General features: G+C 64.5%; 15 protein-coding genes. 7 read left to right on the forward strand and 8 right to left on the reverse strand.

Translation table 11 applies throughout. The features are described 5' to 3' along the window. Positions 1 to 29: 29 nt before the first annotated feature. From CLU90_RS01785 to CLU90_RS01795, 3 genes are all read right to left on the reverse strand, one after another. Positions 30 to 218, reverse strand: a complete 189-nt coding sequence (locus CLU90_RS01785; RefSeq protein ID WP_100427023.1) for a hypothetical protein — start codon at positions 216 to 218, stop codon at positions 30 to 32. A gap of 160 nt (positions 219 to 378) precedes the next feature. Continuing rightward, positions 379 to 945: a PEP-CTERM sorting domain-containing protein gene (locus CLU90_RS29800; protein ID WP_092712897.1), complete on the reverse strand. Its 567-nt coding sequence runs from the start codon at positions 943 to 945 to the stop codon at positions 379 to 381. 297 nt (positions 946 to 1,242) lie between these two features. Further along, positions 1,243 to 1,794 (reverse strand): GbsR/MarR family transcriptional regulator, encoded by a 552-nt coding sequence (locus CLU90_RS01795; RefSeq protein WP_170909696.1) that lies wholly within the window; start codon positions 1,792 to 1,794, stop codon positions 1,243 to 1,245. Positions 1,795 to 1,933: 139 nt separating this feature from the next. On the opposite strand from CLU90_RS01795, the gene cydD reads away from it, so the two are divergent. The 5 genes from cydD (at position 1,934) to cydX (ending at position 8,307) form a co-directional block, all read left to right on the forward strand. Beyond that, on the forward strand, positions 1,934 to 3,619 hold the full coding sequence (cydD, locus tag CLU90_RS01800) for a thiol reductant ABC exporter subunit CydD (protein ID WP_100427024.1): 1,686 nt from the start codon (positions 1,934 to 1,936) through the stop codon (positions 3,617 to 3,619). Then, positions 3,616 to 5,298, forward strand: coding sequence for an amino acid ABC transporter ATP-binding/permease protein (locus CLU90_RS01805; RefSeq protein WP_100427025.1), 1,683 nt, complete (start codon positions 3,616 to 3,618; stop codon positions 5,296 to 5,298). The genes cydD and CLU90_RS01805 overlap by 4 nt, the downstream gene beginning before the upstream one ends. 115 nt (positions 5,299 to 5,413) lie before the next feature. After that, entirely contained in the window at positions 5,414 to 6,991 is a 1,578-nt protein-coding gene (locus tag CLU90_RS01810) for a cytochrome ubiquinol oxidase subunit I (RefSeq protein ID WP_100427026.1), read from the forward strand. 13 nt (positions 6,992 to 7,004) lie between these two features. Continuing rightward, a complete protein-coding gene (cydB, locus tag CLU90_RS01815) occupies positions 7,005 to 8,159 on the forward strand; it encodes a cytochrome d ubiquinol oxidase subunit II (RefSeq protein WP_100427027.1) in 1,155 nt (384 codons plus the stop codon). Between the two features lie 22 nt (positions 8,160 to 8,181). Further along, a complete protein-coding gene (gene cydX, locus CLU90_RS01820; protein WP_092712907.1) occupies positions 8,182 to 8,307 on the forward strand; it encodes a cytochrome bd-I oxidase subunit CydX in 126 nt (41 codons plus the stop codon). 57 nt (positions 8,308 to 8,364) lie between these two features. Here cydX and CLU90_RS01825 read toward each other — a convergent pair whose 3' ends face one another. Together CLU90_RS01825 and CLU90_RS29020 are read right to left on the reverse strand one after the other, a co-directional pair. Continuing rightward, positions 8,365 to 8,589 (reverse strand): hypothetical protein, encoded by a 225-nt coding sequence (locus CLU90_RS01825; protein ID WP_092712909.1) that lies wholly within the window; start codon positions 8,587 to 8,589, stop codon positions 8,365 to 8,367. 262 nt (positions 8,590 to 8,851) lie between these two features. Next, positions 8,852 to 9,040, reverse strand: a complete 189-nt coding sequence (locus CLU90_RS29020; protein WP_070304418.1) for a hypothetical protein — start codon at positions 9,038 to 9,040, stop codon at positions 8,852 to 8,854. Between the two features lie 175 nt (positions 9,041 to 9,215). On the opposite strand from CLU90_RS29020, the gene CLU90_RS01830 reads away from it, so the two are divergent. Then, positions 9,216 to 9,929, forward strand: a complete 714-nt coding sequence (locus tag CLU90_RS01830; RefSeq protein WP_100427028.1) for a hypothetical protein — start codon at positions 9,216 to 9,218, stop codon at positions 9,927 to 9,929. Positions 9,930 to 9,987: 58 nt separating this feature from the next. On the opposite strand, the gene CLU90_RS29025 is transcribed toward CLU90_RS01830, so the two are convergent. The 3 genes from CLU90_RS29025 to CLU90_RS01840 form a co-directional block, all read right to left on the reverse strand. Beyond that, positions 9,988 to 10,386, reverse strand: coding sequence for a hypothetical protein (locus tag CLU90_RS29025; protein WP_157808702.1), 399 nt, complete (start codon positions 10,384 to 10,386; stop codon positions 9,988 to 9,990). Between the two features lie 123 nt (positions 10,387 to 10,509). Further along, positions 10,510 to 10,884, reverse strand: a complete 375-nt coding sequence (locus tag CLU90_RS01835; RefSeq protein WP_092712913.1) for a DUF1294 domain-containing protein — start codon at positions 10,882 to 10,884, stop codon at positions 10,510 to 10,512. Positions 10,885 to 10,943: 59 nt separating this feature from the next. Then, complete coding sequence (locus CLU90_RS01840) at positions 10,944 to 11,510, reverse strand: methylated-DNA--[protein]-cysteine S-methyltransferase (protein ID WP_092712915.1); 567 nt, start codon at positions 11,508 to 11,510, stop codon at positions 10,944 to 10,946. A gap of 93 nt (positions 11,511 to 11,603) precedes the next feature. Between CLU90_RS01840 and CLU90_RS01845 the strand changes: the two genes are divergently transcribed. Then, the gene (locus CLU90_RS01845) at positions 11,604 to 12,362 is read left to right on the forward strand and encodes a nucleotidyltransferase domain-containing protein (protein ID WP_100427029.1); all 759 of its coding nucleotides are present in this window, start codon (positions 11,604 to 11,606) and stop codon (positions 12,360 to 12,362) included. Positions 12,363 to 12,364 lie beyond the last annotated feature (2 nt).

Genomic DNA, 12,364 nt, shown 5'->3' on the forward strand with positions numbered 1-12,364 from the left:
CACCTTCCATCGTTCGCCTGCAGGCCGCCTCACGGCTGCGCAAACAGTACCACGCCCAGCAAATACAACAGCGGCGCCGCGCACAGCAGCGCAGACAATAGCGATACGATTTTCTTGCTGGCCAGCCGGGCCAGCCGGGCCAGGCGCAGCCGTTCCCCTACGGGCAGGTGCTGGCGGATCACGCTGCGCGCGCGTGGCTGAAACGGTTGTTCGTGCATGATGATTCCCTCTTCGGTCAGCAGTGGATGCCGTCGAGCATAGCGAGGGAAGTCTAAAGATGGTGTAAAAAGCGGGTCTTGCGCCGCAAGCGCGGTGTAAAGATGCGGTTGGCATGGAAAGCGGCAGCGGGCGCTGGTGCGCCGCTGCCGCCGATGATGCTTACTTTCCCTGGCGGCGGCGTGCCAGGAAGCCCAGCAGGCCCAGGCCGGCGAGCAGCATGGCATAGGTTTCAGGTTCCGGCACGGCGGAAGTGAAGGCCCTGTAATTGCTCAGATCCTTGGGCAGGCCTGCCACCGTGAAGGTGGTGCCGGCAGCCACAGGGGCGGCCCAGTGGAACACGAGTTCTCCCTGCCCGAAGTGGATGGCCAAGTAGTCATAGGCGGCCGCGCTCGTATAAGAGTTGACGCCGCCGCTCAAGCCTCCCGTGGTGCCGGCGCTGCAGCCCGAGGTGGGGTTGTCGCAAATCGAGACGGCGGCGCCCAGGGTGGTGCCGAACACGCCATTGATGTAACCCTGGATGTCCGAGGGGCTCTGTGGCACCAGATTGTCGTCATAATATTTCACCTGCAGTGCCGGCGACGGCGAATAGGTGACGGTGCTGCCGGCGATGACGAAACCGCTGGCCGGCCCCACGTCCACCCACGTGGCAGCCTGTGCTGCGCCAGCCAGTACCGTTACGGCAGCCAGCATGGATGCCTTGATGGCAATGCTCTTTACGCTTTTCATGAAAATCCCCTTGTGCTTGAGACAGTCGCTTCATCGTGTTGGGACGCGTCCCTACATGCCGGGGAAGTCATCCCATTGCCCGTTTTTATCTATTTCCTGTGCGTAGAGAGTACGCAAATGCAAGCTTACTCTTGATATAAATTAATACAATTTAAATAATACTATTGGTTCAGTTGACAACATCGCATACGGCTATGTATGGCTGTGCTAGTAATGGTCAACATGACGTGGGGAAATGGCGTGACAAGGCGCGCCAGCTTGTGCTGGCGGCGTCCCGGTTGTGGCGAGGGGAGGGCTTCAGTCGCTGTTGTTGCTGACGCCAAACAGGCGATCCTTGGCGTTGAGCAGCTTTTGTACCTTGGCGCCCATTTTCATCAGTTGCGCCATCGATTCGGGCGACAGGCGCTGCAAGTCGTCGAACCAGGTGTTGGCCAGGTCGACCAGTTCATACATTTCGCGCATGCGTTCCTGCGCATACTGGTCGACTGGCTCCGTGGCCGGCGCCAGCAGCGATTCGCGCAGCACCGTCAGGGTGGGCGCCACTTCGCGGCGGCGGCGCTCGGCGGCCACGACGCGGAAGATTTGCCACACGTCGCCCAGCGAGGAGAAATACTCGCGCCGGTCGCCAGGTATACGCGACTGGCGTATCAAGCCCCAGCCCTGCAATTCCTTCAAGCCGATGCTCACGTTCGAGCGCGAAAAACTCAGGTGTTCGGCGATTTCATCCGCGTGCAAAGGGTGCTCCGCGACAAATAACAAGGCGTACACTTGTCCCACCGTACGGTTAAAGCCCCAGCGGCTGCCCATCTCGCCGAAATGGCTGACGAAGGTCAGGATCAGCGGCGTCATTTGGATATGTTGAGTTTTCATAATTATCTGAATTTTTTCACGCCATACTGGTGGGGTCAATTGATATATGTCATGTTTCGCAGTATTATACAAAATATCGAATTTACAGAAAATTCTGAAAACTCAAGAAGTATAGAAGATGCCGACCACGCCCTTGTCTCTGCCCCGCTTTATTCTTCCCCGTGCCGCCAGCCTGGCGCAAGGCGGTGCCGCCTTGCTGTGGCTGCCGCAAGCGGCTTTGCTGGCCTGGGCCGTGCAAGCCATGCTCGATGGCGCCGGCTGGCGCGCCGCGCTGGCGCCGGCCGCCGGCGTGCTGCTGCTGGGCGTGCTGCGCGCCGTCTGCGAAGCGTGGGGCGCGCGGCGCATGTATGCGGCGGCGCGCGCGCACCTGTCCACCTTGCGCGCGCAAGTGGCGCAAGCGCTGGCGCGCCGTTCGCCGCTGGACCGCCAGCGCGCCCAGTCGGGCCAGGCGGCCAGCGTCATCGCCGAACAGGCCGAAGCCATCGTGCCGTATCTGGTGCGCTACAAGCCCGCGCGCTGGAAGGTGATGCTCGTGCCGTTCGTGATCCTCGCCGTGGTGACGCCGCTGTCGTGGATCGCCGCGCTGATCCTGCTGATCGCCGCGCCCCTGATTCCTGTCTTCATGGCCCTGGTGGGCATGGGCGCGCAAGCGGCCAGCCGCGCGCAGATGGTGGAAATGGGCAGCATGAACGCCTTTCTGCTGGACCGCCTGCGCGGCCTGGCCACCTTGCGCGCGCTGGGCGCCGTCGACGCCACGGCCGAACGGCTGGACGCCTCCTCGCAATCCGTGCGCCGGCGCACGATGGTGGTGCTGCGCATCGCTTTTTTGTCGTCCGCCGTACTGGAATTGTTTTCCGCGCTCGGTGTCGCCATGGTGGCCGCCTTCATCGGTTTCTCCTTGCTGGGCAGCATCAATTTCGGCACCTGGGGCCGGGAACTGACCTTGGGGCAGGGCATGTTCATCCTGCTGCTGGCGCCCGCCTTCTTCGAGCCGCTGCGCGAACTGGCCGCCGTCTGGCACGACAAGGCGGCCGGCGAAGCGGGTCTGGCCAGCTTGCACGACCTGGCGGCCGATGGCGTGCCCCTGCCTGGCGCTGGCGTGGAAGTGGCGGCCGTCTCGACCGCCGCCATGGCCGTGGCGGCGCCCGCCGTGGACCTCCAGCAATTGCGCTTTGCCCATCCGGGCGAAGCGCCCGTGTTCGACGGCTTCGACCTGGCCGTGCGCGCGGGCGAACACGTGGCCCTGCTGGGTGCCAGCGGCGCGGGCAAGACCACCTTGCTGTCCCTGCTGGCCGGCCTGCTGCCCGCCAGCGGCGGCGAGATCCGCATCGGCGGCGTGCGCCTGACCAACAGCACCGTCAATACCTTGCGCCAGCGCATGGCGTGGATGGGCCAGCGCCCCCACGTGTTTGCCGCGTCCGTCAGCCAGAACGTGACCCTGGGCCGCGTGGGCGCCAGTGCCGCGCACGTGACGCAGGCGCTGCACCTGGCCGACCTGGCTGCCGTGGCGCAGGCGCAGCCGGCCGTCATGCTCAGCGATGGCGGTCAGGGCTTGTCCGGCGGCGAAGCCGTGCGCCTGGCCCTGGCCCGCGTGGCCATGCATCCGCATGCGGATTTGCTGCTCGTCGATGAACCGACGGCCCACCTGGATAGCGAAACGGCGGCGCGTGTGACGGACGCCCTGCTGGCACTGGCGCAAGGCAAGACGATGATCGTCGCCACGCACGACCCCGTGCTGGCTGGCCGCCTGCAGCGCACGGTGCAGGTCGATGCGCATGCCCAAGTGCAGGAGTTGCGCGCATGAAAACTTCACTCATATCGAACCCCGTCTTGCGGCAATTGCTGCTGGCCCAGCCCTGCAAGCTGATCGGCGGCGCCTTGCTGGCGGCGCTGACGGCGGTGGCCGGCATGGCATTGCTGGGCTTGTCCGGCTGGTTTATCACGGCCACCTCGATTGCCGGCCTGCACGCCTCCACCGCCATTGTCTTTGACGTGTTCGGCCCGTCGGCCGGCATCCGCCTGCTGGCCATCGGCCGCACGGGCTCGCGCTATGCGGAGCGGCTCGTCACGCACGACGCCACGTTTGCCGCGCTGGCCAGCATCCGCGTGCGGCTGTTCCGCGGCTGGTCGCGCCCGCAAGCGGCGAGCCGCCTGCTGCGCCAGCCGGCCAAGCTGCTGTTCCGCCTGACGGCCGATATCGACGCGCTCGAATCGCTGTACTTGCGCCTGCTCGTGCCCGCCTTCACGGCCCTGTGCGCGGCCTTGCTGGCCGGTGTGGCGCTGGGCGCGATGCAGTGGCAGCTGGGCCTGGGTCTGGCCGTGTGGCTGCTGGCCGCCGGCGGCGGCATCGGCTGGATCGTCGCGCTACGCGCCCGCCGTCCCTCCATCGTGCGTTCGCGCGCCATCGAAAAATTGCGTTCCGGCGCCATCGACCTGGTGGCCGGCCAGACGGATCTCGTGATGGCAGGCCGCATCGACGCCCAATGCGCGGCGCTGGGGCAGATCGACCGTTCGCTGGCGCAAGCCGATTTTGCCCTGCTGCGCCTGGAAACGGCGGCCGGCGCCGCGTATGGCGTGGCCGGCAGCGCGACCCTGGCTGGCGTGCTGCTGGCCGTGGCCGCGCTGGTGGAACAGCAGACGATGAGTTTGCCGCTGGCGGCCCTGGCTTTGCTGATCGCCCTGACGGCCGTGGAACCGTTTGCGGGACTGCGCCGCGGCACCCTGGAAGCGGGACGCATGCTGCTGGCCATGCGCCGGCTGGCGCCGCGCCTGGAGGTTGAAGAGATCGCCGCGCCGCCGGCTGACTGCGTACCGGGCTTGCGCCTGGACCACGTCAGCGCCGCCCATGCGGGCAGCCATGCCGCCATCTTGCATGATATTTCCCTGCACATCGCGCATGGCGAGCGCGTGGCCTTGATCGGCCCCAGCGGCGCGGGCAAGTCGACCTTGCTGGCCATCACCGCGCGCGAACTGGCGCCCCTGTCGGGCAAGGTGGCCGCGCCGCGCGCCTGCCTGTTCATGCAGAAGACGGAATTGTTCCAGGACAGCTTGCGCGACAACCTGCGCCTGGCCGACCCGTCCGCCAGCGATGCGCAGCTGTGGGCGGCGCTGCAATCGGCCGGTCTGGATGACGAGGTGCGCGCGTTTGCGGGCGGCCTTGACACCATGCTGGGCGAGGGCGGCCTGGGCCTATCGGGCGGCCAGGCGCGGCGATTGGCGCTGGCGCGGCTGTTCCTGCATGAATCGACCTTGTGGCTGCTGGACGAAGCGACGGAAGCGCTCAATGCCCAGACGGCGATCGACGTCCTGCGGCGCCTGCGCGCGCGCAGCGAAGGACGTACCTTGCTGATTGCAACCCACTTGCGGCGCGAAGCGGCGCTGGCTGACAGGCTGGTCAGCCTGCGCGATGGCCGTATCGTGGGCGACGCGCGCCGTGGCACACCGGCCTTCGACACGGCCATGGCGGGATTGCGCGGAGATTAAGACAGAACGGAGACACAGGCGCTGCCGTCCGCCGGCATGAGGGGCGGTAGCAATCGAATTACATCAGATAGATACCAAGTCTACAATTACATTAGGGAAACACCAAGGAAATCATATGGACTTCGATATTGTCGCTTTATCCAGACTGCAGTTCGCGCTGACAGCTCTGTACCACTTTATATTCGTTCCGCTGACGATAGGCCTGTCAGTGCTGCTCGCCATCATGGAGACGGTCTACGTGATGACGAACCGTCCCATCTGGCGCGACATGACCAAGTTCTGGGGTGTCTTGTTCGGCATCAACTTCGCCATGGGCGTGGCGACGGGTGTCGTCATGGAATTCCAGTTCGGCATGAACTGGAGCTATTACAGCCATTACGTGGGCGACATTTTCGGCGCGCCGCTGGCCATCGAAGGCTTGATGGCCTTCTTCCTGGAAGCGACCTTCGTCGGCCTGTTCTTCTTCGGCTGGGACAAGCTGTCAAAGCGGGGCCATCTGGTCACGACCTGGCTGGTGGCCATCGGCTCGAACTTCTCGGCGTTGTGGATCCTGATCGCCAACGGCTGGATGCAAAATCCCGTCGGCGCGGCCTTCAATCCGCAGACCATGCGCATGGAAGTGACGGATTTCGGCGCCGTGCTGACGAACCCGGTGGCGCAGGCGAAATTCGTGCACACGGTGTCGGCCGGTTACACGGCGGCGGCCATCTTCGTGCTCGGTATTTCCGCCTGGTATCTGCTGAAGGGCCGCCACGTACAGCTGGCCAAGCGTTCGATGACGGTGGCCGCCTCGTTCGGTCTGGCCGCCACCTTGTCGGTGGTGGTGCTCGGTGATGAAAGCGGCTACCTGTCGTCGGAACATCAAAAGATGAAACTGGCCGCGATTGAGGCCATGTGGACGACGGAGCCGGCCCCGGCCGCCTTCACGGCCATCGGTTTTCCCGACGCCAAAGCGCGCGAGACGCATTACGCCGTGCACATCCCGATGGTGATGGGCTTGATCGGCACGCGTTCGCTGACGACGGAAATCCCCGGCATTGAGCAGCTGGTCGACCGTGGCGAGCTGCTGATCCAGGACGGCATCAAGGCGTATGACGCGCTGCAAACCATCCGCAGCGTGGCGCCGGGCAGCCCCGTGCCGCAGGACGCGAAGGATATGTTCGAATCGAAAGGCCAGTCCATGGGCTATGCCTTGCTGCTCAAGCGCTATGTCGACGATCCGCGCCAGGCCACGCCCGAGCAGATCCGCAAGGCCGCGCTCGATACCGTGCCGCCCGTGGGGCCGTTGTTCTGGTCTTTCCGCGTGATGGTGGGCCTGGGCATGTTCTTTATCCTGTTGACCGGCACCTTCTTCGTGCTGTCGACGCGCCGCACGCTGGACAAGCACCGCTGGCTGCTGAAGCTGGCCGTGTTCGCCATCCCGCTGCCGTGGGTGGCCATCGAGGCGGGCTGGATCGTGGCCGAAGTGGGCCGCCAGCCGTGGGTCATCGAAGGCGTGCTGCCGACGGCCGTGGCCGTCTCTAACCTGGGCGCTTCGACCCTGTTGATCACCATTGCCGGCTTTGCCGCCATCTACACCGTGCTGTTGATTATTGAAATGAAGCTCATGCTCAAGGCCATCCGCAAGGGGCCGCAAGAGACGGCGCCGGCCCCCGTGCCAGCGGCCGCAGCCATTCATACTCAACGCGCCTGAGGAGGACCAGACCATGATTTTGCATGAAATGATTTCGTATGAAACCCTGCGCCTGATCTGGTGGCTGCTGATCGGCATCCTGCTGGTGGGCTTTGCCATCACGGACGGCTTCGACCTGGGCACGGGCATCCTGCTGCCGTTCGCCGGAAAGACGGACCTCGAGCGCCGCGTCATCATCAACAGCATCGGCCCCGTGTGGGAAGGCAACCAGGTATGGCTGATCCTCGGCGGCGGCGCCATCTTTGCCGCCTGGCCGCAGTTGTACGCCGTCTCGTTCTCGGGCTTTTATTTGGCCATGTTTGTCATCCTCGTGGCGCTGATCGTGCGTCCCGTGGCGTTCAAGTTCCGCAGCAAGCGCGAAGACCCGCGCTGGCGCGCCCGCTGGGATGCGGCACTGTTCGTGGGCGGCTTCGTGCCGGCCCTGATCTGCGGCGTGGCGATCGGCAACGTGCTGCAAGGCGTGCCGTTCCGTTTCTCGCCGGACATGCATATCTTCTATGACGGCAGTTTCTTTGCGCTGCTCAATCCGTTCGCCCTGCTGTGCGGCCTCGTCTCGGTGGCCATGCTGGTGATGCACGGCGCCACCTGGCTGCAAGTGAAAACGGACGGCCCCGTGGCTGAACGCTCGCGCCGCTACGGCAGCGTGGCGGCGCTCGCCACCGTCGTGCTGTATGCGCTGGCCGGCGTGGCCCTGTGGCTGTGGGTCGATGGCTACCGCGTCACCAGCGCCGTCGTCGTCGACGGTCCGTCGAACCCCATGCTGAAAACGGCGCAGGTACACGTGGGCGCCTGGTTCCTTAACTTTGCAGCCCATCCGTGGACCTGGATCGCCCCTGCGCTGGGTTTACTTGGCCCCTTGCTGGCGTTTGCCTTGCTGCGCGCGCGCCGCGAAGTGCCTGCCTTGCTGGCCAGCGCGGCGGCCATCGCCGGCATCATCCTCAGCGTGGGCGCGGCCATGTTCCCGTTCATCCTGCCATCGTCGATCGACCCGCGCGCCAGCCTGACGGTGTGGGATTCCTCGTCCAGCCACATGACCCTGTTCATCATGCTGGTCGTCACGGCCGTATTCATTCCCCTCATCGTGGCGTACACGACGTGGGTATATAAAGTGCTGTGGGGTAAGGTCGACGGCAAAGCCATCGAAGACGACAGCGGTCACGCCTACTAAGAATTTACGAAAGGAATTAACTATGTGGTATTTCGCCTGGATACTGGGTCTGCCGCTGGCGGCGACCTTCGCCGTGCTCAATGCGATGTGGTATGAAATCGCCGATGGCGACACGACGCCCGAGCAGTACCGCGACACGCCGAACTAGTCGCAGTACGGACTGAACAGCCCCGCCCGGCGCAATGCCCGGCGGGGCTTTTGCTTGCTACAGCAAGATGAATTCGCCGCGGATGCGCAGCTTCATGCCACGCGGCGCGTCGGCACCCGCCGCCACGGCCCAGGCGGTAAGCCAGCGTGCACAGCGTTCGCGCGCCGCCGCATCGGCCAGCGCCTCGTTCAGCCGCCGCAGGCGCGCATCGGCACGGTCGATGCGCTGGGCCAGGTACAGGCGCTGGTCCATGGGATCCGTCTTTTTGCTGTAATGCTGCATGGCTTTCCCTTTCCGCGTGGTAACAAATCAGGTGATGGCATAGCCATCTACGCACGGGAGCGTCATTTGGATGTGGTGCAGGCATAACCACCATGGCGGTGGCTTTGCAAGCTTGCAATGGTGGCGTCGTCGGCTTACGCGCTGCGCGCTAAGCCGACCTACGGGCTGGCGGATGGGGTGCTGGCGGTGGGGAGGTAGGTCGGATTAGCGCGCAAGCGCGTAATCCGACAATATTGTTGGCCGCGACGGTGGTGTCGTCGGCTTACGACCTACCGGCAGGTGGCTTGCTCGGCGGTTTGGGTGTTGCAATGGCAATCGGGTCGCTGGCCGGAAAGCTTTCCTTGAGCGCTTCATCAAGGATTTCCTCTGCGTGGCTTTCGCTGGCCGGGGTGGGTGAATCGCGCTCCGGTGGCGGCGCGGGTGCGGTGGCGGCGTTGGTGCTGGAATGCATGATGATCCCCTCGCAGTAATGGTTCGGCAACGCCATGCGGCCGGGATGGCCATGGCGCGGGTTGATGCTTCCAGCCTAGCACATCGCCTGAAAACGGCGCGCCCGCTGCGCCAGCCACGGTGCTGGTCAGGCCGGGTCTGCTACACTGCGCTCCACTTTTCTCGATGGAACCGCCATGACTTCCTTATCCCTGCCATATCGCGCCACCGTACTTGAAGCCTGTGCCTGGCTGGAGCAACAGACGGGCACGCCCTGGACCCTGGCGCGCCTGCTGGAGCAGGGCGGCTTGCCGTACGTCTGGCTCGATTACAGCGAAGCATGGGCCGAGCTGTTCCATGACGGCGTGACGCGCTATGCGGCGCCCGTCGTGTTCATCGGCGACAAAGAGCATCTGGCCTCGGGCGCCGATGACGTGTGGCTGCGGTTTACGCGCGATTCAAGCAACATCGCCATCGAATTGAAGGCGCCGGGCTTGCGCGTGCCGGTCGATGGCTTGCATTTCCAGGAGCGCGATCTGCTGCGCTTGCTCAAGGAGCTGCAGCAGCCGGCCGGGGAAACGCTGGAGAAGGCGCCTGTCGTTCTGCCCAGCGCCCTGAAGGGTCTGGGGCGCGAGCAGATTCTGATGGCCTTTGCCGGGGTGGGCAAGGTCGACCTGGACCAGGGACTGGCCAGCGGCGTGGGCATCTTTGGCGACGATGGGGCGCGCGTGCGCAAGAATTCGCGCGGCGGCAAGAACAGCCACCTGTGGCATCCGGTGACCCTGGCGTTCGGCTTGCACGACGTGCACCGCGTGCCGATGGCGCATCTGAAAAAGGCGTTCGCCACGCAGCCCTTGCTGCGCGAATGGAAGGCGGATTGGCTGGAATCGTTGCGCTTGCTGGGCGAGTGACAAGGAAGCTAGCCTGTCGCGCCGGCGTCTTGTTCGGCGGCAAATGCTTTTCAACCGTTTATTGGCTCTCCTCGATCCTGCCGCCGCACTGCGTATAGCATGCTCTGTAGTCGGCGTCGCATTGCCATGTCGACGCGCTGGATGAACAATACTGGCGTTTTTTCGAGCATGATTCGCGGTCCGCATCTGTTTTCGCCACGGCCAGGCAGAGTGAAACGGTACTGACGTTTCGCATCTCGCAAGCCTGTGCCTGGCTCGCCGCAATCTGCTCTTTGCCGGCAATGCATATTTGCTGATTGGTCCCGCAGCTCGTCACGCACTGGCGGCCCGCATCCGAATCCGGAGGAATATAGCGATAGCTTGTGCAGCCGGCCAAGGTGATTGCGAAACCAATCGCAACAGCAAGGCGTGACAAGAAGAAGTTATGTATGTGTGAAGTGCGATGTGAAGTGCGCATGGCCGAAAAGTGCTTTCCCGTGTCGATGAATTGGCTTGAATGCCGGAGATATTGATATTCTGACAGGCGATCTTTTCACCTACAACGCGCCGCAATAACTGTTACATTTTCGCTGCTGCGGTTTTACAGCTCGATGGGCGCCACCTCGGTGCCGATATCGGGCGCCGCGTAATGCATGCTGAAATACACGAAAGCGCCGATATTGATGGCGACCGTGATCCAGAACAGCACGCGGAACGAGCGCTTGCTGGACTTGTGGCGCAGCCATTGCTGGGCCAGCACGGCGCCGGGCCAGCCGCACAACAATCCCAGCAGCAGCAAGGTGCGTTCCGACGTGCGCCAGCGGCCTTCCTTGGCGGCCGACTTGTCGATCGCATAGGCAACGAAGCAGCCCAGGCTCAGCACGCCATACGCGAGGGCGACAACGACGGGGATGTGGAAAAAGAACGTGGCCAGCAAATACAGAACGACAAAGAACAGGATGACAAGGTAGGGCATAGGATGTGTTGGCTTGAGCGAGGGGCGTGAGTATCCCACAAGTGGCGCCATGCCGCAGCCTAAAACAGACAGCCTTGCGCCGTATCGACGTGCACGGCGCGGCGCCGGGCATGGCCCGTCTTCAGCGCTTCGCGGTCGCTGGACAGGGAAATGCCTTCCAGCGCCAACAAGGTTTCCTTCGCATGCAGGCCGCCCGCAAAGCCCGTCAGTTCGCCCGTGGCGCCGATGACCCGGTGGCAGGGGGCGATGATGGAGATGGGATTCTTGCCGTTGGCGGCGCCCACGGCGCGCACGGCGGCGGGGCGGCCGATCTGGCGCGCGATCTCGCCATAGCTGCGCGTCTGGCCGTACGGTATCGTCAGCAGCGCGCGCCACACTTCCTGCTGGAATGGCGTGCCGGCAAAGTCGAGCGGCACCTCAAAACGCTGGCGCGTGCCGGCGAAATACTCGCGCAGCTGGCGCGCCGTTTCCTGCAGCACGGCGCAACCGTCATCGACGCGCATGGCGCCCAGGCGCACCCGGTTCGGCTTGTCGTTTTCCCACAGGATGGCGGTCAGGGCTTCCCCGCGCGCCACCAGGGTCAGCTCGCCCACGGGCGAGGGCACCACGATGCAGTCGTATTCCATGTTTGTTCCTCGATCAGATGGCGCCAGTGTAGCAGGATGGCGGCAGCATGTATCTTGCGTGTAGGATGGCGTTTTCGGCATGGAGCACAGGCTTTGACGACGATCCCTACTTATGACGCCATCCGCGCGATTGCCCTGCGGCTGGTGCACGAGCACTATCCCTCGGCCGTGGCGGCCATCATCGGCGGCTCGTTCGCCACGGGCCGGCAAACGGCCACTTCCGATATCGACTTGCTGCTGCTGTTCGACCACGTCGACTGCGCGTGGCGCGACACCCTCGTCGCCGAGGGGCGCACGGTGGAGCTGTTCGGGCACGACATGGCCACGTTCACATATTTTTGCAAGGAAATGGATGCGCCCGGCGGCAAGGTGCCGCTGGCGATGATGGTGGTGGAAGGGGAAAACATCCTCGCCGCCGGCGATGCCTGCGCGCGGCTGCATGCGCTGGCGCACGCCATCGTCGAGGCCGGTCCGCCCGTGCTCGACGCGGAAAACCTGCAGCGGCGCCGCTACGCCATCACCACGGCGCTGGAAGACCTGGTCGACAGCACGCACCCGGGCGAGGCGCTGGCCGTCGCTTGCCAGCTGTACGAAGCGCTGGCCGACCTGCGCTTGCGCGCGGCCGGCGAATGGAGCGGCGGCGGCAAGCACCTGTTCCGGCGCCTGCAGGCATTCGACGCCGCCATCGCCGTCCAGCTAGACGGCGCGCTGCGCCTCGTCGCCAGCGACTTGCCGGCCGGCCAGCGCACCTTCGAGCAGGTCGCCGCCGCCGTGCTGGCGCCGGTCGGCGGTCCCTTGCTCGATGGTTTTACCTTGCCGGCGCCTGCGCACTGGCGCAGCGACCTAGGATGAGT

Source organism: Janthinobacterium sp. 67, assembly GCF_002797895.1.
Classification (GTDB): domain Bacteria; phylum Pseudomonadota; class Gammaproteobacteria; order Burkholderiales; family Burkholderiaceae_D; genus Janthinobacterium.